The organism is Pseudoalteromonas sp. CNC9-20 (assembly GCF_022347875.1).
Lineage (GTDB): Bacteria > Pseudomonadota > Gammaproteobacteria > Enterobacterales > Alteromonadaceae > Pseudoalteromonas > Pseudoalteromonas ruthenica.
This window is the reverse complement of record NZ_JAKRFS010000005.1, coordinates 260,774-286,757: the sequence shown is the minus strand read 5'-3', so window position 1 is coordinate 286,757 and position 25,984 is coordinate 260,774. Positions and strand designations below refer to the sequence as shown.

23 protein-coding genes are annotated in these 25,984 nt (G+C 48.7%); 13 read left to right on the top strand and 10 right to left on the bottom strand.

The window, feature by feature from the left end; translation table 11 throughout:
• The first annotated feature begins 5 nt into the window (after positions 1-5).
• Complete coding sequence (locus MHM89_RS13930) at positions 6-335, top strand: translation initiation factor (protein WP_022944743.1); 330 nt, start codon at positions 6-8, stop codon at positions 333-335.
• 3 nt (positions 336-338) lie between these two features.
• On the opposite strand, the gene sixA is transcribed toward MHM89_RS13930, so the two are convergent.
• Entirely contained in the window at positions 339-806 is a 468-nt protein-coding gene (sixA, locus tag MHM89_RS13925) for a phosphohistidine phosphatase SixA (protein ID WP_022944744.1), read from the bottom strand.
• Positions 807-970: 164 nt separating this feature from the next.
• On the opposite strand from sixA, the gene MHM89_RS13920 reads away from it, so the two are divergent.
• From MHM89_RS13920 to MHM89_RS13910, 3 genes are all read left to right on the top strand, one after another.
• The gene (locus MHM89_RS13920) at positions 971-3,679 is read left to right on the top strand and encodes an insulinase family protein (protein WP_239409053.1); all 2,709 of its coding nucleotides are present in this window, start codon (positions 971-973) and stop codon (positions 3,677-3,679) included.
• 213 nt (positions 3,680-3,892) lie between these two features.
• On the top strand, positions 3,893-5,992 hold the full coding sequence (locus MHM89_RS13915; protein ID WP_239409052.1) for an EAL domain-containing protein: 2,100 nt from the start codon (positions 3,893-3,895) through the stop codon (positions 5,990-5,992).
• 70 nt (positions 5,993-6,062) lie between these two features.
• Positions 6,063-6,362, top strand: a complete 300-nt coding sequence (locus MHM89_RS13910; protein WP_045979849.1) for a hypothetical protein — start codon at positions 6,063-6,065, stop codon at positions 6,360-6,362.
• 138 nt (positions 6,363-6,500) lie between these two features.
• Here the strand turns inward: MHM89_RS13910 and MHM89_RS13905 are convergent, their stop codons facing one another.
• From MHM89_RS13905 to fadI, 4 genes are all read right to left on the bottom strand, one after another.
• The gene (locus MHM89_RS13905) at positions 6,501-6,953 is read right to left on the bottom strand and encodes an FxLYD domain-containing protein (RefSeq protein ID WP_151172418.1); all 453 of its coding nucleotides are present in this window, start codon (positions 6,951-6,953) and stop codon (positions 6,501-6,503) included.
• 365 nt (positions 6,954-7,318) lie between these two features.
• A complete protein-coding gene (locus MHM89_RS13900; RefSeq protein ID WP_022944749.1) occupies positions 7,319-7,510 on the bottom strand; it encodes a hypothetical protein in 192 nt (63 codons plus the stop codon).
• A 199-nt stretch (positions 7,511-7,709) separates the two neighbouring features.
• A complete protein-coding gene (fadJ, locus tag MHM89_RS13895; RefSeq protein WP_239409051.1) occupies positions 7,710-9,896 on the bottom strand; it encodes a fatty acid oxidation complex subunit alpha FadJ in 2,187 nt (728 codons plus the stop codon).
• Positions 9,896-11,206 (bottom strand): acetyl-CoA C-acyltransferase FadI, encoded by a 1,311-nt coding sequence (fadI, locus tag MHM89_RS13890; RefSeq protein ID WP_022944751.1) that lies wholly within the window; start codon positions 11,204-11,206, stop codon positions 9,896-9,898. The genes fadJ and fadI overlap by 1 nt, the downstream gene beginning before the upstream one ends.
• A 293-nt stretch (positions 11,207-11,499) precedes the next feature.
• Here fadI and MHM89_RS13885 point away from each other — a divergent pair, with 293 nt between their 5' ends.
• The 8 genes from MHM89_RS13885 to MHM89_RS13850 all read left to right on the top strand — a co-directional run bounded on the left by MHM89_RS13885 (position 11,500) and on the right by MHM89_RS13850 (position 19,721).
• Positions 11,500-12,456 (top strand): MoxR family ATPase, encoded by a 957-nt coding sequence (locus tag MHM89_RS13885; RefSeq protein WP_022944752.1) that lies wholly within the window; start codon positions 11,500-11,502, stop codon positions 12,454-12,456.
• A complete protein-coding gene (locus tag MHM89_RS13880) occupies positions 12,456-13,421 on the top strand; it encodes a DUF58 domain-containing protein (protein ID WP_152441046.1) in 966 nt (321 codons plus the stop codon). The genes MHM89_RS13885 and MHM89_RS13880 overlap by 1 nt, the downstream gene beginning before the upstream one ends.
• Positions 13,422-13,853, top strand: coding sequence for a DUF4381 domain-containing protein (locus MHM89_RS13875; protein ID WP_239409050.1), 432 nt, complete (start codon positions 13,422-13,424; stop codon positions 13,851-13,853). It begins immediately after the preceding gene.
• Complete coding sequence (locus tag MHM89_RS13870) at positions 13,846-14,841, top strand: VWA domain-containing protein (protein ID WP_045979854.1); 996 nt, start codon at positions 13,846-13,848, stop codon at positions 14,839-14,841. Before MHM89_RS13875 ends, MHM89_RS13870 begins: the two co-directional genes overlap by 8 nt.
• The gene (locus tag MHM89_RS13865) at positions 14,838-16,736 is read left to right on the top strand and encodes a VWA domain-containing protein (protein ID WP_239409049.1); all 1,899 of its coding nucleotides are present in this window, start codon (positions 14,838-14,840) and stop codon (positions 16,734-16,736) included. Before MHM89_RS13870 ends, MHM89_RS13865 begins: the two co-directional genes overlap by 4 nt.
• Entirely contained in the window at positions 16,730-18,331 is a 1,602-nt protein-coding gene (locus tag MHM89_RS13860; RefSeq protein ID WP_239409048.1) for a BatD family protein, read from the top strand. The genes MHM89_RS13865 and MHM89_RS13860 overlap by 7 nt, the downstream gene beginning before the upstream one ends.
• A 141-nt stretch (positions 18,332-18,472) precedes the next feature.
• A complete protein-coding gene (locus MHM89_RS13855; RefSeq protein ID WP_257220993.1) occupies positions 18,473-18,997 on the top strand; it encodes a sigma-70 family RNA polymerase sigma factor in 525 nt (174 codons plus the stop codon).
• The gene (locus MHM89_RS13850) at positions 18,990-19,721 is read left to right on the top strand and encodes a DUF3379 family protein (RefSeq protein ID WP_239409047.1); all 732 of its coding nucleotides are present in this window, start codon (positions 18,990-18,992) and stop codon (positions 19,719-19,721) included. The genes MHM89_RS13855 and MHM89_RS13850 overlap by 8 nt, the downstream gene beginning before the upstream one ends.
• Before the next feature lie 111 nt (positions 19,722-19,832).
• On the opposite strand, the gene putP is transcribed toward MHM89_RS13850, so the two are convergent.
• Positions 19,833-21,320: a sodium/proline symporter PutP gene (gene putP / locus MHM89_RS13845; RefSeq protein WP_026111087.1), complete on the bottom strand. Its 1,488-nt coding sequence runs from the start codon at positions 21,318-21,320 to the stop codon at positions 19,833-19,835.
• Between the two features lie 374 nt (positions 21,321-21,694).
• Between putP and MHM89_RS13840 the strand changes: the two genes are divergently transcribed.
• On the top strand, positions 21,695-22,915 hold the full coding sequence (locus MHM89_RS13840; protein WP_151172410.1) for an HDOD domain-containing protein: 1,221 nt from the start codon (positions 21,695-21,697) through the stop codon (positions 22,913-22,915).
• A 59-nt stretch (positions 22,916-22,974) separates the two neighbouring features.
• Here the strand turns inward: MHM89_RS13840 and MHM89_RS13835 are convergent, their stop codons facing one another.
• From MHM89_RS13835 to MHM89_RS13820, 4 genes are read right to left on the bottom strand one after another with little or no spacing between them, the layout of a single operon-like run.
• The gene (locus MHM89_RS13835) at positions 22,975-23,712 is read right to left on the bottom strand and encodes a VacJ family lipoprotein (protein ID WP_239409046.1); all 738 of its coding nucleotides are present in this window, start codon (positions 23,710-23,712) and stop codon (positions 22,975-22,977) included.
• Between the two features lie 8 nt (positions 23,713-23,720).
• Positions 23,721-24,956, bottom strand: coding sequence for a c-type cytochrome biogenesis protein CcmI (gene ccmI / locus MHM89_RS13830; protein WP_239409045.1), 1,236 nt, complete (start codon positions 24,954-24,956; stop codon positions 23,721-23,723).
• On the bottom strand, positions 24,956-25,417 hold the full coding sequence (locus MHM89_RS13825; protein WP_239409044.1) for a cytochrome c-type biogenesis protein: 462 nt from the start codon (positions 25,415-25,417) through the stop codon (positions 24,956-24,958). Before MHM89_RS13825 ends, ccmI begins: the two co-directional genes overlap by 1 nt.
• Positions 25,414-25,983: a redoxin family protein gene (locus MHM89_RS13820; protein ID WP_045979862.1), complete on the bottom strand. Its 570-nt coding sequence runs from the start codon at positions 25,981-25,983 to the stop codon at positions 25,414-25,416. The genes MHM89_RS13825 and MHM89_RS13820 overlap by 4 nt, the downstream gene beginning before the upstream one ends.
• Position 25,984 lies beyond the last annotated feature (1 nt).

Below are 25,984 nucleotides of genomic sequence, written 5' to 3'. Positions count from 1 at the left end.
AACCCATGAGCGATAATAACTTGGTTTACTCTACCGACTCTGGCCGCATTCGACCTGAAAAACAAAGTGAACAGCCGGATGTTAAGCTTTTTAAAGACGGTGCACTGCGTATTGAGCGTCAAACCAAAGGACGCAAAGGTAAAGGTGTCATGCTCGTTGTAGGCATTGATCCAAACGAGCATGATATGAAAAAACTGGCAAAAACCCTGAAGTCAAAAATGGGCCAAGGCGGCGCCGTTAAAGAGGGAGTGATTGAGATTCAGGGCGACGATCGCGACAAGCTCAAAGGTTTGCTTGAAGCTCAGGGCTTCAAAGTTAAAATTGCCGGCGGTTAGCCTCTAGTTAGGGCTATATAACGCCTGCCAGCGCGCTCTCATGGTGGCCGGATCATAGTCAATATGAGCCACCCCACAGGTTGCGAAAATGGGCATTTGCTCAGGGCAGAACTCCGCGACCATGTAACTGACGATTGGCATGTGTGCCACCACCAACCAAGTGTCTATTTCAGTATGAACTTCGGTGAGTGCTTGTAAGTAGTCAACGGCGGTTTTCGCATTAGCGCTGGGGATAATGTCATCGCACGTTTGCTCCAAGGTGAAACCTCGGCAATGTTCTTTGACACACTCGGCCGTCTGCTGAGCGCGCACATAAGGGCTCACTAACAAGCCTTGTGGATTAAACCTTTGTGCTAACCATTGGCCTACATGATCAGCTTGTTGCCGACCTCTTTGAGTCAGTTCGCGCAAGTGGTCCTGCGCTTGTAGCGCTTGAGCTTCCCCATGGCGCATGATTAAAATGGTTTTCATTGCAAAGAAATCAACTAATTAGCAAAAAAGTTTTAACCTAAAAGCTAGCCATCTTGGTTGCATGTTCGCTATAGTCTAGCTTAACCATCGATATTCGGGTAGGCACCAAGCCGTAACAGCTGGCCCTGAACGTCTTGCAACTTCTCTAGTTTCAGGAGCATTGTTTGAATATCAGCCGCAATGATAACAGACTCTACCAACCGCTGACACTGCCCAATGGTCTTAGGGTGTTGTTGGTTGAGGATCAAGACAGCCAAAAAGCCGCTGCGGCACTGACAGTGAATACCGGGCACTTTGATGATCCTTGGCACCGACAAGGGTTAGCGCATTTCACAGAGCACATGTTATTTCTCGGTACCAAAGATTTCCCTGCCTCCGGAGAATTCCACGATTTTATCAGTCATCATGGTGGCAGCAGTAACGCTTGGACTGGCACCGAACACAGTTGCTACTACTTTGATGTCGCCAACGAGCATTACTACCAAGCGTTAACACGCTTCAGCCAGCTTTTTTATGCACCGTTATTTAACGCCGAAGAGGTCGATAAAGAACGTAACGCCATTGACGCCGAGTTTAAACTTAAAATAAAGGACGATGGCCGGCGCATATACCAGGCGCACAAAGAAACGGTGAACCCAAAACACCCTTTTGCCAAGTTCTCTGTGGGCAACAGCAACACATTAAGTGATGAGCAAAACGCTATTCGCGATGATTTGCTGGCTTTCTTTAAGCAACATTATCAAGCCCAGTGGATGACATTGGTATTGAGCGGCCCTCACTCTTTGTCTGAGCTCAAGCAATGGGCTCTGGAGCTATTCACCCCCATCTCTGGCACCCAGCAACCTAAACCTGCGATCACCGAGCCATTATACCGAGAGCAGGACTTGGGGGTTGAGCTGCATATTGAGCCGCACAAGCACTTACAAAAGCTCATAATTAGTTTTGCTATGCCCAGCATTGATGCCTTTTATAAACACAAAACGGTGAGCTTTTTGGCCCACTTATTAGGCTACGAAGGCCCGGGTTCCTTGCACTCACTGCTAAAAAATCAAGGATGGATCAATGCGCTATCCGCAGGTGGAGGCATTAATGGCAGTAACTTTAAAGATTTTAATATCAGCCTCGCACTCACCGATGAGGGCATTGAGTATTACCAAGACATCGTTGAAACGGTGTTCGCCTATATTGCGCTGATAAAATGTCACGACGATAAGCTGTCGCCGCTGTATCGTGACAAGCAAACGTTGTTGCAAATTGCCTTTGATAACCAAGAGCGAGTTCGCTTACTCGATTGGGTCAGCGGTATCAGCGTGAATATGCACCACTACCCCAGTGAGCATTACTTGTACGGTGACTACCTGATGACTGGCTTTGATAGTCAGCAATTTGCTGAGGTACTGCAATGGCTGACTCCCCATAATATGCGTCTGGTGCTAATCCACCCCGGCGTCGAGCCAAGTCGCTATACAAAGTGGTATAACACGCCGTACCGCATCAACGCACTCGATAAAGATTGGTTAACCGCGCTGGAGAGTATTGATACGCCACTCAATACCATGTCTCTGCCAAGCACAAACCCCTACCTACAGCGTCCTTGCGTGCTTCATGAATTAGTGGCGCCAGGCAATAAACCACAAAGGCTCGCCACTCATCCAGGACTTAATTTCTGGTTTAAGCAAGATGCGACCTATCGAGTTGCTAAGGGTCACTTTTATCTCGCTTTGGACTCAGAGCTGGCGGTCAAAGACGTGCAGCACATGGCGCTGACTCGTTTATTTGCCGATCTGTTTATTGATTGTGTGGCAGAGCAATTCTACCCTGCTGAGTTGGCTGGACTGAATTACCATATTTCATCGCATCAAGGTGGGCTGACTTTACACACCGCCGGCTTGTCATCAAGCCAACTAGAACTGGTGCAGGGTCTATTGCAAGCCCTGTTTCATGCGGATATTTGCACGAAGCGCTTTGCTGAGTACAAAAAGCAGCTAGTGCGCCACTGGCAAAGCAGTAACCAAAATAAGCCTGTCAGTGAGATTTTCAGCCGAATCGGCGCGCAGATTATGCCTTGGAATCCCACCCCGACGGAGCTTGCTCAGGCACTTAAAAGCACCAGCTACATGCAATTTAAACAGTTCCGCCAAGCGTTTTTCGAATCCGTGCATGTAGAGGCGTTTTTACATGGTAATTGGCGCCCTGCCGATGCCTACGATTTTTTACGTTTGGTGCAATCTCATTTACGTACCCGCACGAGTATCGACAGCATTAGCCGCCCACTGAATGAAATTACGCAAGTCGACACTCATCACCTAAAACTGCAATGCAGTGACAATGCCATGGTCATTTACTACCAAGCAGAGACCGCAGATATAAAAGAAAAAGTATTGATGATGGTTGTTAACCACCTGATTAATCAGCCCTATTTTCATCAACTGCGTACACAGCAGCAATTAGGTTATTTGGTCGGTGCAGGCTATGCACCGTTTAATTCTCGCGCTGGACTGGCATTTTACGTGCAATCACCCAATGTCGATGCGCACACGTTACTTTCTCATCACCGCGCCTTTATTAAGCAGTATGTTCAGGACTTTGCTGAAATTGATGAGCCGCACTGGCAACAAGCCAAGCACAGCCTCTACCGGCAAATTGCCGAAAAGGACAAGAACCTGCGCTTGCGTTCACAACGCTTCTGGTTAGCAATTAGTAACCCGGGCGTCGATTTTAGCCTGCAAAGTAACTTATTAACGACACTTGATGCTATCTCCTTGGAAGACGTACGACACTATATGCAGCAGCTTTTTTCTCCTTCGCGGGCTCGCATGGAATGGCTCAGTGACGGGGTTAAACAGTCGCAACAAGCCTTGGAACACGCATAATGCTTTACTCAATCAACGGCTTGAATTAACCTAGCATGATTGTAGTAATTAGAATAACAGTGTGTGTTTAGGTCAGGTTGTAGAAAAGGCTTAATAATAAGCGGATTGTTGCTTGTCAGTGGGTGCTCGTTTGCTCATGAGCAAGCGCACATGCTGTTCGACTCCCCTTTACACACGGTTGTTTTATCATTACTTCTTGCCCTGTTATGCGTTATGACATTCAGTGTTATTTCGTTGCGCCGCTCACGTAAGAAATTAGCACGCTCAGAACAACACCTAAAACTGACCTTAGAAGGCAGCGGTGACATCCTCTGGGATTGGTATATAAAAACCGGTGAGGTCAAACGCGTTAATGATGAACATGCCAATCACAGTGCAACCACACAAAGTTTTTGCATTCCCCCGAACCAAGCGCTAATACACCCACAGGATTTACCTCGCGTTCAAAGTGCCTTGCGCGCCCACCTTGCACAAAAAACAGCGTTTTTTGAAGCTAACTACCGATTGCTTGACAAACAGGGACAGTGGCGATGGATGCTAGATAGAGGAAAGGTGGTAGAGAAAGACGCCCAACTACAACCGCTGCGTATGAGTGGTACAATGAAAGATATCGACGATATCAAAACCACTGAGCAGCGCTTAGACCTATTTGCTAAATGCGTTGAGAATCTCAGTGATGCGATGGCCATATATGACCATGAATTCAAGCTAGTTGATACCAATCCTGCATTCACCGAATTGTTCTCCTTATCTCAGAAAAAGCACCAAGGCTTGGCTTTTACTCTTCCGGGTTTGAATACCAAGCAAATAAGTACACTGAAGCGCCAAGTGCAACAGCACAGCCATATTCAGTGTGAAGTGTCAGTGCGCAGCCAGCATGGCAAAAGATTAGCCATGGAACTGAGCGTGGACCCAGTGCTCAACCAACAGGGCGAGGTAGACTACTATATTATGGTCTACTCCGACTTAAGCGAGCGCAAAAAGACTGAACAAGCCCTCAATGATTTATCTAATCAAGACAGCCTCACTGGGCTTGCCAATCGAAACCAATTTTTTGTCGACCTCGACACCTTAATGAAACAAGACAGCCACCACGCCATGATGGTGATGGACTTGGATAACTTTAAAAAAATTAATGATTCGTTGGGTCATCAATTAGGCGATAAGCTGCTTATCAAATTAGCCCAGCGTTTAAGTGAGCGTAAGCGCCCGCAAGACACTTTTTATCGCCTCGGCGGCGATGAGTTTGCATTAGTGATGCGCGGCACCAACGACATTCATACTATTACCGCGATTAGTAACGACTTTTTGCAAACCATTGCAACACCATTTCGGATGATGAACCATGAACTCGCCATCACCGCCTCTATTGGCATAGTATTGAGCCCGGAGGATGGCGTATCGCCACAAATTCTATTAAAGAACGCTGATACCGCAATGTACCATGCTAAGCAACAAGGGAATCGTTACTTATTCTTTAATGATGCGATGAACCACCAAGCGGTTAAACGACTGCAAATTGAGAACTTAATGCGTTTTGGTCTTAAGCGGGATCATTTCGAGGTTTTTTACCAACCGAAGATGGATATCGCCACTGGCCAATTAGCCGGAATGGAAGCGCTGGTGCGCTTTATAACCCCGAAAAAAGGGTTGATCAGTCCTGGGCAGTTTATTCCCATTGCCGAAGAAACCGGACAAATTATCGAGATTGGTGAAGTAGTATTAAAAAAAGCCTGTCGCGATGTAAAGCGCTGGCGCGATGCCGAGCTATTTTCTGGGCGAGTTGCTGTAAACTTATCGGCGAAACAGTTTGCACTGCCTGATTTAACCGATCGTATCGACGCCCTACTGCAGCAATATCACCTTCCCGCCAGTGCTCTTGAGCTGGAAATAACCGAGGGCACCGTAATGGACAGCCCAGAACAAGCAATCGCGATTATGCACGCCCTAGTAGGGAAAGGGATTCACCTCGCGATGGACGACTTCGGCACTGGTTATTCATCGCTGGCCTATTTAAAGCGCTTCCCATTGCACACATTGAAAATTGACCGCGCCTTTATCGTTGATATGGTTAATGAACGAGGTAAAAACATGGTCGACTCGATTATTACCATAGCGCAAAACTTAGGTCTTCATGTGGTTGCTGAGGGCGTTGAAGAAGCCAAGCAACTGCAACAATTAAAGCAGTTGGGCTGCGAAACAATGCAGGGCTACTACTACGCCAAACCGCTTTCAGCTGAGCAATTCGAAGCATTTTTATTGCGCGAACGCAGTAAAACGCAAGATCAGCATCACTTGTCATTGGTGCAATAACCACAGTGTGACGCGGAATCAATGAAGGCTTAGCAAGAATATTTAGGCCGCTGTTAAAAGGACTTTAGAAATGAAAAAAGAATTCACCTTCACCGTCAAAGGGCACCATATTAGAATCATTAACTCCTGGTTCCACGGCGCTAAATTATATGTCGATGGCGATTTGCGAGATGTCGATAGCAGCCTCATTGCCACTGGCAAAACTGCACTGCTATCCGCTAATTTGGGTGAGTTGGGGATTCTCGAGGTGTTCCCATCAGCGCTAATAAGCGTTGAGATGGACGCCTATGTGAGCAAAGGCGATGACAGAGCCCGCGTATATAGTTCCCACCAGCGTCTCAATCTAAAGGAGCAGAGACTTCGGCAGTAACGCCCACTACCACGAATAAAAAGGGCCGCATTGCCATCTCCAAAAAGACCGGCAAAGGCCCTCAAGCGCAGTAACTCACCAAGGCGATAGGCACAAGCGCCTGCCTACACCTCTTACCAGCAGTTGGCTGCGAGACAATCAAATCCACTTAAGTGTTAACTTCGCAGAGTGCACTCTTTCACTTTGAGTCTTGAACAAGTTACAGTCGATTTCAACGTAACTGACCTCACCGGGAGACAAACTTATCTCGGCGCCTTTACCTGAACAGTTGCCAATAAATCGGCCGTTGGAATCGAAGGTGGACGCAACAACCCCCATCGCATACAACTCATCGTTAGAGATATTCCTGAGCTCGGCGGTGATCTTAACGCGGCCATTCTCCTTAAATATCTCCGATAAACTCAGCTCATAGTCAGATGCAAAGTCTTCAAACGAACTCATAGCGTGCAAACGTACGTTTTTCTTAAAACCCATATCGACAGAAGCGGCTATGGTTAAGCTATAAACACTGGCCAAGCCTATAACTGAAATAGCAAAACCAAGCCCCCAAAAAAACCCTTTCAATACTTCATTCATACTTTTAGTTAACATAATACTCTCCTTGGCTAAATGCCTGCATGTTAGGGGTAGCTCTCGCTAGGGGAAACAGTAACCCAGTGGTTCCCTCACCCAAGCAGTTTTAATGATGATCTATTTGGTTGTACAAAGACAATCACTCGCGGTAACAAATTCACTCTGTGGCACTGATGAATTGATATGATTGTTTGGGGAAAAACGTTATGAAACGAGGCTTATAGTCTAAGTTGGATGGTGCCATTAGCCTATGGCACTCACGAGCCTCGCAAACGAACCACGGCTGCTTATTGTTCAGTGCTAAGTTATATGTTGCATATCAGGGTGCACGCATTAACCTTGCCTATTCCCTTTTCGTACTGCTCACGCAATGTTTTGACTCTTTAAGGTCGCCAGATGATACCGCAGTGGGCAACGCTGCGCATTAATGCACGACGATAATGTACGTTAAACAGCGCTAACGCGACCGGGCCAATTAAGCCACCCGCCAGCGCCCAGCGTTTTGCTGGCATGCCTTTAAACGAGGCCACAAAAAACAACAACAAAGCAAAACACACACTCACTAACAACAACATACAACCCCCACTGAATGTAGGCGCGCAGTTTAGCATTTTTACGCTCAGTTATTAACCACACCAAAGTCGTAAGTTCATCACCCCAAGCAGCAACTATAGTGCCTTTTTAGCGCCTTTGAGCACGTCGCGGCCTAAGCCTGTGGCATAAAAAAGCGCCGGTTAAAAACCAGCGCTAAGTGTTAGGCGATTGGCAGAGCCATCAAGATGGTTGCGTCGAGGGGTCATCGGTCCCCTGCTCTACAGTACCCTGCTCAACTGTGTCCTGTGGCGCCGCGTCTTGGTCATAAAAACGCTGCCCTTTTTCAGCCATTGCCACCAAAGCGGGGGCTGGCGTGAACACCTCGTTTTGCTGGGCGTAGCTCGATAGCGTTGAGCACACATTGCTCAGCCCTAACTTATCCATGTAACTGAAAGGTCCGCCATGGAAAGGTGGGAAGCCAATACCGAAGATGGCACCAATATCGCCATCACGGGCGCTCGCAACAATGCCCTCATCCAAACAGCGCGCCGCTTCGTTAAGCATTTGCATAACACAACGCTCGGCTATTTGCTCTTTGTTCAACTTCGGAGCCGGAGTCACGCCAAGAAGTTCGTACACTGACTCGTCAGGCTTTTTGTCCTTTTTCGAGTAATCGTAGAAACCACGGCCTGATTTGCGTCCTAGTCGCTTGTTATCGATTAAGCGGCTAAACGCATCAGGGGCTTTAAAACGCTCACCCAGTTCTTTTTCCAAGATAGGCGCTATCTTAGAACCAATATCAATGCCCACTTCATCAAGTAAGGCTAATGGTCCCACTGGGAAGCCAAATTCAACCAAGGCTTTGTCGATTTTCTCGATTGGCTCACCGGCTAGCAATAGGTTGGCTGCTTCGTTTACATAAGGCGCCAAGATACGGTTTACAAAGAAGCCGGCTTTATCCTTCACCACTATGGGTGTTTTGCCTTGTTTACGGGCAAAGCTCACCGTACGGGCGATGGTCTGCTCGCTGGTGCCTGCATGGGGGATAATTTCCACCAGCGGCATTTTTTCTACCGGCGAGAAGTAATGCAAGCCAATAACATTCTCTGGGCGCTGCGCTTGCTCAGCAATTTGGGCAATGGGCAGTGACGAGGTGTTACTAGCGAAAATAGTGTGTGCTTGGGCATGACTTTCAATATCGGCAACCATTGATTGCTTCAGCTTGAGATCTTCAAATACCGCTTCAATCACCATATCTACGTGCGCAAAGCCACTGTAATCAGTGGTGCCGGTGATCCTGCTCATCTGCTCTTGCAACTGCGCTTTGGAGATAATACGACGCTTGCGTTTTTTCTCTAATAGCTTGTAGCTGTAATTCATCGCCCCACTAATGCCTTTATGGGCAACGTCTTTGACACGCACCGGTACGCCCGCTTTGATGGCACTGACATGCGTGATACCGGCTCCCATTAAGCCGCCGCCCAGCACGGCTACTTTATCGGTGCTCGGAGCATCATCGGCGCGCCACTCTTTTTTCATTTCCGTGGTAGCAAAGAAGATACCGCGCAGCGATTTCGATACATCACTCATCACCAAATCGGCAAAACCGTCGGCTTCGGTTTTGTAGGCTTTGAGGGTATCTAGCTCAACGCTGGCGCGTACTGCCTTAATAATATTATTCGGTGCAGGGTAATGACCACCGGTCTTTTTGGCGACGTTTTCAGCCGCTTTTTTGAAAATCAGATTGCGACCAAATGGATTAGACTCCAGCAACGCCGATACTTTATCCAATGGCGGCTTAGTTGCACGCGCTTTGCCTTTAAGTGCGTACTTACACGCCACTTCAAGTAAAACACTGTGAGGGACACTGTCATTAACCAGGCCAGCTTTTTTCGCCTGCTTAGCACGCACTTGCTTGCCGGTTAGCATCCACTCTAAGGCTTTCTGCAAGCCCACTAATTTAGGTAAACGCTGTGTGCCGCCGCCACCTGGGAGTAGGCCAAGCTGCACTTCAGGCAAGCCCATTTTGGTAATATCACTGTCGCTGCACACCCGATAATCACATGCCAAGGCAAACTCTAAGCCCCCGCCTAGGGCGGCACCGTGAATAGCCGCGACGGTGGGATAAGGCAGCTTTTCCAGTTCAAAAAACGCTTCCTGACACATGGTCGATAGCGCTAAGGCTTCTTCACGTGAATGAGCGTTATCGAGCATGTTGATATCGGCGCCGGCAATGAAGTTATCTGGCTTGGCGCTGGTAAATACCAAGCCTTTGACGTTATTTTCATTGGCGGTGCGAACAATGTCTTGCAGCTGCTCAGCAAAACTGGCGCGCAAGGTGTTCATTTTCTCGCCCGGCACGTCAATAGTGACGATGCCAACACGCTCATCGTTTAACTCAAAACTAAATACGGATTCTGTTGTCATTATGCGCTCTCCAATACAAAGGCCGCACCTAAACCACCGGCAGCACACGCCGTAGTTAGGGCTAAGCCACCGCCGCGACGGTTAAGCTCATGAATACTTTGTGTAATCAAACGGGCTCCGGTAGCGGCGAAGGGGTGGCCATATGCTAGCGAGCCCCCGTTGACGTTAAATTTGTCCATGTCAATTTCACCAATGGCTTTATCACGGCCAAGCTGCTCTTTGGCAAACTTATCAGAAGCAAACATTTTCATATTAGCTAAGGTTTGCGCCGCGAAAGCCTCGTGCATTTCAATTAGGTCTAGATCGCCTAAGGTGATCCCAGCTCTGTCTAGGGCAACAGGGGTAGAATGTGCCGGACCCATCAACATATCCTCGTGCACACCGATGGCACTGAAGGCATAACTGCGGATGTAACCCAAGATTTCATAGCCCATCGCTTTGGCTTTGCTTTCATTCATCAGCATCACCGCAGCCGCACCATCGGTTAATGGCGTGGAGTTCGCGGCAGTGACGCTACCGTATTTGCGATCGAATACCGGCTTCAATTTGGCATAGCCTTCAAGCTGTGAATTGGTACGAATGTTATTGTCTTGTTCAATAAATGACTTATAAGGTGGTACATGTGCAGTCATAACTTCCTGCGTCAATTTGCCCTCAGCCCAAGCTTGGCTGGCTAACGTGTGCGAGCGATGCGCTAGGGCATCTTGATCAGCGCGGCTAATGCTGTGGCTTTTCGCCATTTGCTCTGCCGTTTGCCCCATAGAAAGCCCAGTTGAGTACTCAGCAACCGCCGGAGGCACTGGCATAAGATCTTTAGGACGCAACTTAGAGAAAATCTTCAAGCGTTGCGATAGGGTCCGCGCTTTGGTTAAATCCACAAGGCTGCCTGCCAGCTTCTTGCTTACACCAATAGGCAAGACAGAAGAAGAGTCTGCACCGCCAGCAATACCCACTTGGGTATGACCCGCCATAATGGATTCAGCGACATTGGCAATTGCTTGGAAGCTAGTCGCACAAGCCCGTGATACCGAGTAAGCGTCGACATTGACTGGCATGCCTGTACCCAGGACAATTTCACGGGCAATATTCGGCGCTTCGGGCATTTGCACGACTTGGCCAAACACCAACTGATCAATTTCTTTGCGATCAAAGTCCAAGCGCTCGAGCATTTCGTTGACGACCAGCTTGCCTAAATCGAGTGCTGGGACGTGGTGAAAGGCGGTAGCTTGTTTTGCAAAAGGCGTACGCAGGCCGCTAACAATGGCGATGCGCTCCCCGTTGCGTGTTGTTAATTTTGTTTGCTCAGACATAAAATGCTTCTCCTGCTGACAGGTCTGACCTGTTAATATTTCCTCGATTCTAAAACAACCCAAAGCGCAATGCCAATAGTGACGCTAAAATTCCTGCGCCAGCTACAACAATAGTTAAGAACTGGGTACGATGAAAATAAAAACAAGACTTTAAAACTATGTAATTGTGAGTAAAATCAATCGAACTTTTTAAACAGTGCAGTGCCTAAAGGGCGTTGCGCCAACCTAGGGCTGGGCTCCCCCACCATTTAGGTTGCTCTGTTTCATTTATGCTGGCAAGGATACGTACACTTATGGCAGTTGCTAAGTTTGCACAATTAAAAACCTACCTCGATAGCGAAATTATCGGCCAACCCCATTTGACTCAAGCATTATTAATTGCTGTTCTCGCTGATGGTCACTTATTGGTGGAAGGGCCACCTGGGCTTGCCAAAACGCGGGCTGTGAATGCGCTGGCCAAAGGGTTGGAGGGGAGTTTTCAACGCATTCAGTTCACCCCTGACCTACTGCCCTCAGATGTGACTGGAACCGATATCTATCGTCAGCAAACCAGCGAATTTGTATTTGAGCCAGGCCCGCTTTTCCATAACTTAGTGTTAGCCGACGAAATAAACCGGGCACCAGCAAAAGTGCAATCGGCATTATTAGAAGCCATGGCAGAGCGGCAAATTACCGTGGGTAAAAACACCTATCCGCTAGAGCAGCTGTTTATGGTAATGGCGACGCAAAATCCGCTAGAGCAAGAAGGCACCTACCCACTGCCCGAAGCTCAGCTTGACCGGTTCCTACTACACCTTAATATTGACTACCCCGATGCGGACTCCGAGCTCGCCATTTTACGGCTGACGCGCGGCGAAGCACTTGAGGGGGAACACGCCCGTATTGAGCCGCTCACCCAGGCGGATTTATTTGCCGCGCGCAAGGAAGTATTAGCCTTGCACTTAGCCGAGCCGTTGGAGCAGTACCTAGTGCAACTCATTATGGCGACTCGCGATGGCAAGCAACTGGATGACCAGCTCGCTAGCTGGCTAGAATATGGTGCCAGCCCCCGTGCCACCATAGCCCTTGACCGTGCTGCCCGAGCCCATGCTTGGCTAGAGGGTCGTGACTTTGTCAGCCCCGAAGATATTCAAGCGGTGTTCCATAACGTGCTGCGCCATCGCATCATTTTAAGTTATGAAGCGCAAGCCGACGGCATCACCAAAGACCAAGTGCTGCAGCACATTCTTGAGCGAGTGGCTGTGCCCTAATGAACAATCAGGCCCCCACTCACTCGGTGGCGTACTGGCTTGAAAAGCTGCACAGCAATGGTCATAGCCTGTCACTGAAAGAGCTGACATATTATAAAAGCAAAACCCAGCTGCTGGATTTGGCGGTGCAAAAGCGTTTACGCAGCCCGCTAAGTGGTCAGTATCTGGCCCCGCATAAAGGCCGAGGTATGGAGTTTGCTGAGGTGCGCCATTACCAACAAGGCGATGATGTGCGCAGTATCGACTGGCGCGTCACCGCTCGTACTGGCGAAGCGCACACCAAGCTTTTTCAAGAGGAAAAAGAACGCCCTGTGTTGCTAATGGTCGATCTTAGCTCGTCGATGCAGTTTGGCTCACAGTTTGTATTCAAATCGGTGCAAGCAGCTCATGTAGCTGCGCTGGTGGCTTGGTCGGCGTGTAAACGCGGCGATAAACTTGGCGCCTTGGTATTTAACGAACAGCAGCACCATGAGTTTCGCCCACAAAGCCGTGATAAAGCGGTATTGAGGGTACTTCATGCAATGCAAGACATGCAGCATGCAGACATAGGCGAGCAGGTACACGCGGGGAACCTGCTCAGCCAGTTGCAACGCATGAACCAATTAGCCAAGCCAGGCAGTGTGGTGTATTTGCTCAGTGACTTTGTTGAGCTCAACGATGAATACGGCGATGCCATAGAGCGTCAACTGCAGCACCTGGCGCGCCATTGCGAAGTGGTGGCCGGTGTCATTAGTGACCCGTTCGAGCGCCAACTGCCACAATTCAATGACACCATCAACGTTGACACCGGCCGGGGTAAAATAAGTTTGGCCCTGGATGATGCCCAATTTCGCCGCCGCTATCATCGCCAAGCACAGCAATTTGACTCGCAGCGCCTACAGCGTTTATCTCGCCATTGCCACTCACTGGTGGAGATTTCCGCTGCCAGTGCCCTTGAGCAACAATTTTCGCTTCGGAGTGCATAAATGCAAGGCAATCCCCTTTCTCAATTAGACGATGTCATGGTCCCTGAGCAGGTAAGTGCTTGGCCGCCAGGCCCCGCCTGGTGGATTATCGCTGCTGTGCTGTTGATTGCTGCGGTATTGGCGCTGGCCCTGTATGTGCGTCAACGCCGCCATAACCGCGCCAAACGCGAAGCACTGCGCTTGGCGCAGAGCCAAGATGCCGCCCGTTTGCATCAACTGCTCAAACGGTTAGGCAAACATTACTATGGTACGCGTGTAGCGGCGCTCAGTGCCGAGCGCTGGTGCCAAGTATTGACTCTATTAAGTGATATTGAGTTTAACGCCCGGGAGTTGCAGCAGTTATATCAGCCTAGAGCGGTAAGCGATGAGCTAAAAAACAAGCTGCACCAAGCCATAAAGCAATTTAAAACCAAGGAGCGCATCGATGTTTGAATTTGCTTGGCCCTGGGCTTTTGCCCTGCTGCCCTTGCCTTGGCTTATTGCGCTCATCGCTGGCAAACAAAAACACCATAGCACCTTGATGCTGCGCATTCACGCATTGGCACACATGGGAATGACCAATACCAAGGTCACGCCCAGCCGCAAGTGGCCACACTGGTTACTCGCAATTGTCTGGGCGCTTGTTGTAGCCAGCGCTGCCAATCCGGTGTTTCGTGGTGAACCCATCACCCTCTCAGAGCCAGGCCGTGACATTATGCTGGCGGTGGACTTATCTGGGTCAATGCGTGAGCAAGATATGGCTTATCAAGGGCGATTCGTCGACCGCCTTAGTGTCGTTAAAGCGGTGCTCAGTGAATTTATTAGCCAGCGCCGTGGCGATCAGCTGGGGCTTATTTTATTTGCCGACACCGCGTTTTTACAAACGCCACTAACGCGCGACGTTGACACTGTGGCGCAAATGCTCGAAGAATCACAAATTGGTTTAGTAGGACGTGCCACCGCCATTGGTGATGCCCTTGGGCTGTCGGTGAAGCGCTTTAATGAAAAGTCACAATCAAACAAGGTAGTGATCTTACTCACCGACGGCCAAAACACCGCTGGTAACCTGAAACCCGAAGAGGCGCTTATTTTGGCCAAAGACGCCGGCGTCAAAGTCTATACCGTGGGTGTGGGCGCAGATGGCCGCAACCAAGGCGGGTTATTCTCTATGCTTGGCAGCTCTGGGGCCATGCTCGACGAATCGCTGCTAAAAACCATTGCAGAGCAGACCGGCGGTCAGTATTTTCGCGCCACAGACACCCAAAGTTTGGCCAATATTTATAAAGAATTGGATGCGCTCGAGCCACAAGCTGAGCAAGAGCAAACATTCCGCCCAGTGGATGCCTTGTTTTACCTGCCCCTAAGCGGCGCTTTATTGATGTTATTTTTGGCTGCTTTATGGCGACAACTGAAGCAGCAAGCTGTAGTAGGTGATGCATGACCGAGTTTACGTTTATTCGCCCCGATGCATTGTGGTTGCTGATAGTGGTGGCTTTGTACATGCTCTGGCGGCTCACTGGGAGCAAACGCCAACCTAGCAATAGCCAACTTATTGCTCCGCACTTGGCAACACAGGTCCTGAGTCAAGGCCAGCAAAAGCGAGCACCTAGTCATGTATTAAGTACTTTGCTTATGGCCTTGATGGTAGTGGCGATTGCCGGCCCAAGCTTTAGCAAAAAAGAGGTGCCAGTCTATCAAAGCAAAATGGCCCGGGTGTTAGTCATGGATATGTCGCGCTCAATGTATAGCACCGACATCGCCCCAAGCCGGCTGCAACAAGCACGCTATAAAGCTCTGGATATGGTGGATTTGTTCACCGAAGGAGAAACTGCGCTGGTTGCTTACGCCAATGATGCCTATACAATTTCGCCCTTAACCTCAGATAGTCAGACGTTGACCAATCTGATTCCCAGTCTCAGCCCGGATATTATGCCAGGGCAAGGCAGTAATGTGCTTGCTGGTCTGACACAGGCACAAGAGTTACTCAGCCAAGCAGGCTATGCACGTGGCGATGTGATCTTACTGAGCGATGGCATAGATGCCGATGAAGAAGCGGATGTCCGTGATTGGCTCGCCAGTCATGACTATCGCTTACATATTTATGCCATAGGTACTGCCGAGGGTGCTCCGATTAACTTGCCAGATGGGGGTTTTCTTAAAGATCAGTACGGGCAAATCGTTATCCCTACCACCGACTTTTCACGTCTCCAGCGCTTGGCCCAAGCCGGCAACGGAAAATTATTACGCTATCAAGCAAGTGCGGCAAACCTCTCGGTACTGCAGAGCACCGAGCAACCGCAGCAAGAATTGCAACAGGACAATAAACAGACCTTGTGGCGCATTGATGCCGGCATCTATTTAACCCTGCTAATCGTGCCGTTAATGTTATGGCTAATGGGCCGTCGCGCTTTAGTACTGTGCGCCTTTATGGTGCTACTGCCACAACCTAAGGCCTATGCGGCGCAGTGGCAGAGCTGGTTTAACAACGAACAGCAAAACGCCCTATCCGCTTATCAGAACGAGGCCTATGATCAGGCCAGCCAAACTGAAAACCCGCTGATAGCCGGAGCAGCAAAATATCAACAACAGGATTACCAAGGCGCTCTTGATGCCTTTGCTTCAGACAATTCAGCGCAAGGGCTGTACAACCAAGGCAACGCCCTGGCGCAATTAGGGCAACTTGATGAGGCAATTGAGCGTTATCAGCAAGCGCTGGAAAAAAATCCTGAGCTCGAATCGGCTGCACGGAACAAAGCATTAGTGGAACAAATGCGCCAACAACAGCAACAGGAATCACAACAAGGAAATAACGAACAAGATTCCTCACAAAATAAGCAGCAAACAGAGCAAGACAACGATAATCAGCAGCAAGGTGAGCAACAACAGTCACAACAAGGGCAACAACAAAGCGCCGATCAGCGTAACGATGCAAACAACAATGACCCGCAAAACAGTGCCCAAGCAAACGATGAATCGAGTGGGCAACAACCTACCGAGTCTGAGTCTAAACAAAGCGACAGTGAACAGTCGCAGCAACAGCAGCAACGCCAAAATGGCGAGCAGCAACAAGGCGATAAAGCGCAAAATGCTGAACAACAGCAACAAGCTCAGCAAATGCAGCAACAGCAAGGTGATCAGCAGGGCACAGAGCAACAGCTGGCGGCACAAGCCAGTGAGCTGACGCCTGAGGAGCGCGAGCGCGCCCAGCAGTTGAATCAGTTATTGCGCAAGATCCCTGACGATCCGGAAATTCTGCTGCGCAATAAAATGCAACTTGAATCAAGAAAAAGACAACGTTATCGCCGCTTACCACAAGGAGTTGAAAAATCATGGTAAGAACCGCCTTCTTCATCGCACTCACCTGCTTAGCCATGCCCGTTTTGGCGCTCACTAAGCTTACCGCCAGTGTCGATAAAAACCCTGTGCTTGCCGGTGAGTATTTCGCTATAACCATCAAAGCCGATGATACGGTCAACAACAGCCAACCCGATACTCAAGCGCTGCTTGATGACTTTGTGGTTGGCCCTATGTCTCGTAGTAACCAAACACGTATTATCAATGGTGCCGTAAGCCGACAATCTACATGGCAAATCGAGCTGATGGCACGTGAAGCGGGTAATTATGAAATCCCGGCGTTTACTATTAATGGCGTGAGCTCAGAGCCATTCACTCTAAAAGTGGTTAACAACGCCAACAGCAGTCTTGACGATAGCACCGCCTTTATTAAAACCGAGCTCACCCCGCAGTCACTGTATGTGCAGCAAGCCGGGGTTTATACCGTTAAACTTTACTTAGGTGTTGATTTAATTGATGGTTCACTGGCCGCGCCGAGTATGGAAAACGCCAATATTACGCAAATGGGCAAGCAGCGAGAGAGCCAAGAAGTCATTGATGGGCGGCGCTACCTGGTAATTCAACGCGACTACTTAGTACAACCACAAAAAAGTGGCACCTTTGAGTTACAAGCGCCACGCTTAAACGGCAAAGTGCGTAAAAACTACCGTGCTATGGCAGTCAGTGCCAGTGCCACAAATACATTGGTTGATGTGAAGCCCATGCCCGAAGGCATTAATGGCACATGGTTGCCAAGTGAGTTGGTGGATTTAAGTGAACAGTGGCAAGGCGCTGATGAACAAGTGCAGGTGGGCACCCCCATCACTCGAACGCTGACACTGACGGCTTTGAATACCACCAAAGAGCAACTGCCGGATTTAACCAGTCCAGACCTTGAAAACGTGCGCAGCTACCCCGATCAATCCGAGCGCACGCATCTTATTCGCGATGGTCGTATTATTGCTCAAACCACCACATCCATTGCCTATGTGCCACAACAGCCTGGCACCTATACGCTACCAGCAATCGAGGTGCCTTGGTTTAATACCGTTACAGGACGCGCGCAGATAGCCAAAGTAGCAGAAAAAACCATTACCGTGGTCGGCCAGGCCAGCACCACGGCCGCCCCCTCCCCTAGTGATGCTCCGCAAACCACCGCAACTAACGATGTTAGCGCGCCACCCACGCACTCTGATGTAAGCTTGCTATGGGCGATACCAGGTTATGTGCTGTGGCTACTGACTATGGCAGCGTGGTGGTGGCAACGTCAACGTATTCAGCCTTTAGCACCAACCAGCACCAAACCGCAGCCTAAAACAGCAAAGGGTAATTTGCAGGCTGTGCAGCGCGCGCTTAAAGCGCAAAACCCGCAGGAGCTCTATCGCGCCCTAGATGCGCATGCCAAAGCGAACAAAAGCTCACTTCACCAATGGCAAAGCCATTGGCCTGAAAATGCCCGCCAAGAACTTACCAAGTTGCGCCAGCAACTCTATAGCCATGACGAGAGAGTGGTTAACTACTCTTTGATTGCGCAAGGTATTAACACACCCGTGAGCATGCAGCAAAAGCAACAAACTGAACTAGACTCCTTGTATTAAGGCATTAGTTCGCTTCACTGCGAGTGGCAACTGCAAATCACTGCAACTGTCTTTAAGCGCCTGCTCTGCAGGCGCTTAATATTGCCTTGAGCAAATAAATTTCCCGTTAAGTGAAATGTTTTATTGCTGTCGGAGGTCTTAATGGGCATGGCAGATAAACAAAAGCGCTATGAGGCGCTGGTGCAGGTATACCACAAAGAGCTCTATCGCTTTGCCTATTGGCTTTGCAAAGACCCTAGTGTGGCTGAAGACCTGGTCCAAGAAACTTTTTTACGAGCATGGCGTTCATTAGATTCATTAGTCGATCAGAACGCTGCTAAGTCGTGGCTGTTTACTATTTTGCGACGAGAAAATGCTCGCCGCTTTGAACGCAAGCAGTTTGATTACAGTGATGTCGAACAAGACACCCTCTGCGACGAACGCAGCACTTCTTTAGATGACGAAATGGAAATGACCGTTGTCCAACGACGCATTATGGAGCTTGCGCAAGAATACCGTGAACCGTTAATCCTACAAGTGATTGGTGGCTGCAGCGGCGATGAAATTGCGCAAATCCTCGGCTTAAACAAAAACACGGTTATGACGCGCTTATATCGAGCTAGAAATCAGCTAAAAAGCGCACTCACTCGAACCACTGAACCTATGAAAGGGGCTCCAAATGGATGAATTAGAATTTCGCCGGCGCCTTTTTGCTCATCCAAATACCAAAGACAAGGACGTGCTTGAGTTTGCAGAGCAAAGTCCTGAGCGCAAACAATTAGTTAATGAGTTAAAGCAGCTTGATAAAGAGCTTGTTGAGGCGATGCAGGTACCTGTACCCGATAATTTGGCTGATAAAATTATTTTTAACCAAACCATGGGGGAGCAAAGCGATCAACGCTCGGGCAATAACCCCGCAGCGAAGCAGACTAAACCAAAAACGCCTTGGTATATCGCCATAGCTGCGTCTGTGGTTATCGCCTTTACTGGGGTGTTGTATCAGCTGATGTCGCCAACGTTATCGATTGGTGAGCACGCCTTGGCACATGTTTATCATGAAATTGACGCACTGAGCGTAAATGAGGAAATAGCCTTGGATGAGGTCAATTTACGACTCTCTGAACTTGGCGGCCACCTTGATGAGTTACCTGGGGCTATCACCTACGCTCGTTACTGTAATTTCAAAGGGCAAAAAGGTTTGCACCTAGTTTTTCAATCGGATTTCGGCCCGATGACGGTATTTATCGTCCCCTCTGCGAACGATTATCTCGGTGATGTTCATTTTAATGATCAGCGCTTCGCTGGACGCGTTTCACACTTCCCTCAAGGAGACGCCATACTGGTGGCTATGGCGCAAGCGCCAGTGGATGAATACCAGGCACGGATAAACCAATCACTGCGTTGGAATTAGCGAACTAGGGTTGCTGTTACTAAATACCCTCAACGCTACTTAGGACAGCTCAAAGACACAAAAAAGGCCACCCGCTAAGGGTGGCCTTTTACTATCTCTAATTCTCAGGGATTAGCCTTCTTGCAGCTCTGCCTCAACCTTATCAAAGGTATCTGTCAGTGCTTCGCTGGGCTCTTTAGTCGCCAGCGATACTGCAACAATAGCGATACTCGCAAGAATAAAGCCTGGGACGATTTCATACATCCAGTCGCTTAGTGACTGGCCATCAATCTTAACAGGCGCGTAAATCCAGAATAGCACTGTAGCCGCACCAACAATCATACCTGCAAGCGCGCCTGGAAGGTTCATACGGCGCCAATACAAGCTAAATAATACTAGCGGACCGAACGCCGCACCAAAACCGGCCCAAGCGTTACTCACCAACGATAAAATCGAGCTATCGCGGTCATATGCAAGGTAGATGGCACACAGTGCAACCAGTAGCACGCTGATGCGACCCACGAGCACAAGCTCTTTTTCTGAGGCATCACGTTTGATGTAAATCTTGTAGAAGTCTTCTGTCAGCGAGCTGGAACTCACTAATAGCTGCGAGGAAATGGTACTCATGATAGCCGCTAAGATAGCTGCTAATAAGAATCCGGCCACCAGTGGGTGGAATAGCAATTGAGATAAAATGAGGAAAATGGTTTCCGCATCTTCAACGGTAATACCTTTCTCATAGCTATAAGCAGCACCGCATAAACCTGTTGCCACTGCACCTACCGCAGCAACAATCATCCACGACATACCAATACGGCGCATAACGCGAATATCTTTCAAACCACGAACTGACATAAAGCGTACGATGATATGGGGCTGACCGAAGTAACCCAGACCCCACGCCATAGCCGAAATAATTCCTAGTACTGAGCCGGTCCCCACCCACTCAAGCATATCCGGATTTACTTGTTCAAGCGTGGCAGGTAGAGGCTGCTCAAGTAAGGTATAGGTAACAAAAGGCACGATAATGAGCGCTAAGAACATAATGCAGCCTTGCACAAAGTCAGTTAGGCTCACAGCTAAAAAGCCGCCAAATAAGGTATACAATACGACCACGCCGGTGGTCACATATAAGCCCATTTCATAGGATAAACCGAACGAGCTTTCAAACAGCTTACCGCCAGCGACAACGCCTGAAGAGGTATATAAGGTGAAAAACACGATGATCACCACCGCCGACACCACGCGCAGCGCATTTTTGGAATCGTTAAAACGGTTAGCAAAGTAATCAGGAATGGTTATCGCATCATTGGCCCGCTCGGTATACACACGTAAGCGCGGCGCCACTAATAGGTAGTTAGCCCAAGCACCGATCACCAATCCTATGGCAATCCAGGTAGCACTAAAGCCAGTTAAGAACATAGCGCCAGGCAAGCCCATCAATATCCAACCGCTCATGTCAGAAGCACCTGCAGAAAGCGCTGCTACACTGGGTCTAAGATTACGCCCACCTAACATGTACCCTGATACATCATCCGTTGATTTCTTGTATGCATACAGACCGATGCCGAGCATAACGATGAAATACAGAGCAAGAGAAATTATCGTACCTACTTCCAATTTAGCCTCCAACTTAGCGCTGAGCTTCACCCCAAAAGCCGCACGAAGCACAGATTGGGCGAAGAATGTTGTTATTATTACTTAGGCGCGTTGACCTTTGCTGCCTGTTTTTGCAGCAAAGGTCAGCATACCCTAACGACGTTGCAGTGTATTTTTATCACAACGTACGCTCACACCACTATAGCATGGCCCTGACCCGCAACTCCAATTAGTGCGATATCCATACTTATGTATTAAATATTTGATACATATGATGGTTTCAACGTCACATTTGCGCACTTAGCTCACAAAAAAGTATAATTATTAATGAAAACAACCTAGATTTTTCATATATTGTTAAGCAATTAGCAACGTATTTTTGGAAGTGTCAATAAATGAATTTTTACGCTGCGCGTCAGCCCATTCTGGATAGAGAGAAAACACTGGTCGGCTACGAACTATTGTTCCGCGATGGCTTAGCCAATGTGTTCCCACAAATCAATGGTGATGAAGCCACCTCTAAGCTTATCGAAGGAAGTCAGTTTACCTTTGGCCTTGAAGAGCTAACCGACAATAAGCCGGCTTATATCAACTTTACTCTGGAAACACTCAGTAAAGGGTATGCCACCATGATGGGCACTGACGAAATTGTCGTTGAAATACTCGAGACCGTGCAACCTGGCAAACGTCTGCTAGCCCTGGTACAAGACCTTAAAGAGCAAGGCTATACCATTGCCCTTGATGACTATAAGCATCAAAACGTCTGGCGTCACTTCTTCCCTTTTATCGATATTATTAAAATCGACTACCTAGAAAACAGCGAACAAGAAATACAAGAAGTGGTCGCTGCGATTAAAGGCTTCCCTAATATCAAGCTGTTGGCTGAGAAGGTAGAAACTTATGAGCAGTACCAGCACGCGCTCGATCTTGGTTTTAGCTACTTCCAAGGCTTCTTCTTCTCTAAGCCTGAGATGGTACAAAGTAAGGCATTGCCGCCCTCGGAGTTGACGCTTGCCGAGTTGCTATACGAAACATCAACCAGTGAAATGGATTTGGAAAAAGTCACTAAGGTGTTTGAACGCGACGTTAACCTCTCTTACAAGTTGTTGCGCTATTCCAATTCCGCCATGTTTAAACGCCGCGCTGAGGTATCCACCATTAAGCAAGCGCTCGTGGTGCTCGGTGCCAAAGAGATTAAAAAGTTTTTATCGCTGCTGTTCACCGCGCAACTGTCTTCAGACAAACCTGCCGAACTGATGCGTTTATCCCTTACCCGCGCCCGTTTTGCCGAGGTATTAGCAGAGCAGCACCAAAATGCAGGTGACCCAGGACGTGCATTCTTAACCGGCATGATGTCTCTGTTAGACGCGATTTTAGACCAAGATATGGCAGCGGTTGTTGAACGTTTGCCTTTGGCCAATGATATCAAAGCGGCGCTGCGCGACAACGAAGGCGTACTTGCAGGCTATATCACCTTGGTAAAATATTATGAGCACGCCCAGTGGCAACAAGCTAACGCAACAGTAGAAGAAATGAAACTGGATGCCAACAAAGTGCCCGATGCCTACCATGAGGCAATTCATTGGGCTAACGAGCAAATGCAAGCCATTATGTAATAATTGAAAAAGCCGGCGAATTGCCGGCTTTTTTATTATTCGCTGTTTGCGCTAATCGACTAGAGATTCTCCAAAAAGTCATCATCGTAGTCTTGCGCTTCAGGCTCTTCCTCTATAGGCGGATTACCGTCATGTAGCTCATACAACTGGCGCTGGTAGTATATATCTTTCATAAAGGTATAAGGGTCCAGCGATTCATTTAGCAAGCTCTCTTGGGGGATCAATGACGCTCGCGCCTCCACGGCCTTCAAAGCAAACACTAAAATAGTTTGCGGTGTGGTCAGTGCGATTTCAGGCAATACCACATTATCCACAATATCGCCGGTTACGTTACGTGCGGTGCTCGGCCCCATTCCTGGGATCATCACATAGGCTCCATCACCTACTCCCCAAACCCCTAAGGTTTGACCAAAGTCCTCATCAACATACTCCAACCCCAGGGATGAAGCCACGTCAAATAATCCCCCTATACCTACTGTGGTATTGACTAAAAAGCGCGCAATGCTTATGCCGGTGTGATCCGCTTTACCTTGCAGTGCTGCGTTAATAGCATCGGTTGGCGCGCTGATATTGTCGGTAAAGTTCACCACCGAACGACGAACAGGCGCTGGCGTTACTTCCACATAACCCACTGCAACTGGACGCAAAATGTAAGCATCCAACACATCCATATTAAAGTCATACAATGGTCGGTTCAGGCTTTGTAGCGGATCGCGCGGATCCTCTTTTTCTGGAGGAACCTGGGCACAGGCACTGAGTGCTAACGCCACAAGCGTAATAAAAGTCTTCTTTAACATGTCACTTCCTACTGAATCAAAGTGTCGATAAGCACGTCCACTTGCTTCTGTTGCTGCTGGTCAATCACACCAGACTGTCCTTGTAATTCGCCGCTGGCAATGGCGACATCACCATCTTTGGAGATACGAGCGATGATTTGCACTTGCTCAAATTGAGCCAGTGTTAATTCCGCCATCATCGCATCCGCTTGCGATAATGTCACCGTCATTGGCAATGAAAATTCAGAAAAACGCTTTACTGCCAGAGGCATAGGTGGCCCGGAAGCAGCTTTAGCATAGACAAACAAAATCGCTTGATAGGGGATGCGATCTTTAACTTTATCGGCAAGCGATACAGAAACCGTTATTTCCTCGCCGGTGCTTTGCTGCGATTGGCTAATGCGTTGCTCGATTTCATCGATGCGCTGCGCCACCATGGCATAACGCGGATCGTCTTGACGCATGGACGATAAAATAAGCTCAAAGGCACTTTTTGCTTCAAGCCAATCTTGACGCTCGTAGGCTATCAGCGCCAACATGGAAATCGCATCCATATTTTGTGGCTGCTGCTGCAACACTTGCGAGAGTAACTTTGCTGCCTGCGTCATACTGCTGTCGTTACCCCGTACCAACAGCGCTTGAGCGTAGCTGACTTTTGCGCCTAAGTTGTCTGGGTCCATGGCCAATACTTTATCAAAAGCTTGAGTGGCCATTTCAAACTCGTCCAGAGTCATAGCAACGCGTCCTAACATCAGCCAGGCAACGGCATCATCGCCATCTTGTGCCAAACGGGTGCGAAGCCCCAGTAATAACGCTTGTCGCTCGTTGGCAGACAATGGTTCACCTTTGCCCATCACCGCACGCTCACCTAACTCAGGCAGTTGTTCAATAGCCTGCTCCCAGCTCTTTAGCTGCTGATAACTGCCAGTAAAGTAGTAAAACACGCCACTGAGGACCAACACAAAGAGCACCCCTGTTAGTGCCAAAATACGGTTATTACCTCGGCCATGTAGCTGTTGTTCAGGTGATAAATCATTCAGCAAACGACGCTTCAGCTCAACCATGGACTCGTCAAAACTGCTTTGTGAGATGCGCTCCATGGCGAGTTCGTCTGCAAGCTCTTGCTGACGTTGATTGAAGATGTCGATACGCTGCGCATTCACGCCTGAATTACTCTGTGCCTGAAAACGTCGAAAAAACGGCCAGCAGACAAACGCTAAAGCAATAATAATCAGGGCAGCAAAGCCCCCCCACATAGTAAGCATTACGCCGACTCCTTACGCTGATATTGCTTGATAAGTTGCTGCAGTTTTTGCTCATCGGCCGCTGACCAACTTGCTTTTTGCGCCGCTTTCTTTTGCCGTAAAACAATAAAAGCTAAGCCAGCAATAACGATCAGCCCTGGCAAGATCCATAATAAAATGGTCGCTGGGGTGACTGGCGGCTGATAGTGCACAAAGTAACCGTAACGATCGATCATATAATCAATCACTTGGTCTTTATTTTGACCCTCTTTAACGAGCTCTTCGACTTTATCGCGTAAATCTTTGGCCACCACGGCATCAGAGTCAGCGATGTTTTGATTCTGACACTTTGGACAGCGTAGCTCTTTGGTTAGCTCTGAAAACAGCTGGGCTTGGTCGTCACTAGCAAAATCGTACTTTTCCTCCACAGCAAGTGCTGGCAGCGCCAACATCAGTACTATGGCTAATAGTAAATATCTCATTGCGCCTCCTGCATTAAGGGTGCGAACTTAGCGCGCCACACACGTTGGTTAATGTCGCCGGTATGATGCACAAGCACTTTCCCCTCGCTATTAATTAGGAAGGTTTCGGGCGCACCTGAAACGCCTAAATCAAGAAGAAATTGGCGATCTAGATCAAGCATGTTGAATTGATATGGGTCGCCTGCACGGGCCAACATATCACGCACTTCTTGCTGCAAAGCAGCGAGGTTAAATTGACCGTCAAAATCAGGGTCGTAGCCTTGTTCATAATACAAACCAACAATACTAACTCCCTGCTCGCGTAACTCGGTCAAATAACCCAGCTCCGCCAAGCAGGTAGGACACCAAGTGCCCCAAACGTTGAGTAAATAGGTTTGCCCTTGCAGGTCGGCATTGGTCCAGCGTTTATCTGGATCCATGAGATCAGGCAAGTCAAAGGCCGGCAAAGGCTGATTCACGCGGCCGCTTTGTAATTCGCGCGGATCTGAAAAAAGGCCTTTGAGTAAAAACCCGCATAACAGCACGAAAACTAATAACGGCGTAATCACTATCCACTTTTTACTCATG

Bases quoted from the DNA above. Each gene is read 5' to 3' on its own strand.
- MHM89_RS13825 (WP_239409044.1), bottom strand. From the start codon at position 25,417: ATGAGATATTTACTATTAGCCATAGTACTGATGTTGGCGCTGCCAGCA.
- MHM89_RS13875 (WP_239409050.1), top strand. From the start codon at position 13,422: ATGCAAGGCAATCCCCTTTCTCAATTAGACGATGTCATGGTCCCTGAG.
- MHM89_RS13930 (WP_022944743.1), top strand. From the start codon at position 6: ATGAGCGATAATAACTTGGTTTACTCTACCGACTCTGGCCGCATTCGA.
- MHM89_RS13870 (WP_045979854.1), top strand. From the start codon at position 13,846: ATGTTTGAATTTGCTTGGCCCTGGGCTTTTGCCCTGCTGCCCTTGCCT.
- fadI (WP_022944751.1), bottom strand. From the start codon at position 11,206: ATGTCTGAGCAAACAAAATTAACAACACGCAACGGGGAGCGCATCGCC.
- MHM89_RS13865 (WP_239409049.1), top strand. From the start codon at position 14,838: ATGACCGAGTTTACGTTTATTCGCCCCGATGCATTGTGGTTGCTGATA.
- MHM89_RS13835 (WP_239409046.1), bottom strand. From the start codon at position 23,712: ATGTTAAAGAAGACTTTTATTACGCTTGTGGCGTTAGCACTCAGTGCC.
- MHM89_RS13820 (WP_045979862.1), bottom strand. From the start codon at position 25,983: ATGAGTAAAAAGTGGATAGTGATTACGCCGTTATTAGTTTTCGTGCTG.
- MHM89_RS13910 (WP_045979849.1), top strand. From the start codon at position 6,063: ATGAAAAAAGAATTCACCTTCACCGTCAAAGGGCACCATATTAGAATC.
- MHM89_RS13855 (WP_257220993.1), top strand. From the start codon at position 18,473: ATGGGCATGGCAGATAAACAAAAGCGCTATGAGGCGCTGGTGCAGGTA.
- sixA (WP_022944744.1), bottom strand. From the start codon at position 806: ATGAAAACCATTTTAATCATGCGCCATGGGGAAGCTCAAGCGCTACAA.
- MHM89_RS13900 (WP_022944749.1), bottom strand. From the start codon at position 7,510: ATGTTGTTGTTAGTGAGTGTGTGTTTTGCTTTGTTGTTGTTTTTTGTG.
- fadJ (WP_239409051.1), bottom strand. From the start codon at position 9,896: ATGACAACAGAATCCGTATTTAGTTTTGAGTTAAACGATGAGCGTGTT.
- MHM89_RS13905 (WP_151172418.1), bottom strand. From the start codon at position 6,953: ATGTTAACTAAAAGTATGAATGAAGTATTGAAAGGGTTTTTTTGGGGG.
- MHM89_RS13850 (WP_239409047.1), top strand. From the start codon at position 18,990: ATGGATGAATTAGAATTTCGCCGGCGCCTTTTTGCTCATCCAAATACC.
- MHM89_RS13885 (WP_022944752.1), top strand. From the start codon at position 11,500: ATGGCAGTTGCTAAGTTTGCACAATTAAAAACCTACCTCGATAGCGAA.
- ccmI (WP_239409045.1), bottom strand. From the start codon at position 24,956: ATGCTTACTATGTGGGGGGGCTTTGCTGCCCTGATTATTATTGCTTTA.
- MHM89_RS13880 (WP_152441046.1), top strand. From the start codon at position 12,456: ATGAACAATCAGGCCCCCACTCACTCGGTGGCGTACTGGCTTGAAAAG.
- MHM89_RS13915 (WP_239409052.1), top strand. From the start codon at position 3,893: ATGACATTCAGTGTTATTTCGTTGCGCCGCTCACGTAAGAAATTAGCA.
- MHM89_RS13860 (WP_239409048.1), top strand. From the start codon at position 16,730: ATGGTAAGAACCGCCTTCTTCATCGCACTCACCTGCTTAGCCATGCCC.
- MHM89_RS13840 (WP_151172410.1), top strand. From the start codon at position 21,695: ATGAATTTTTACGCTGCGCGTCAGCCCATTCTGGATAGAGAGAAAACA.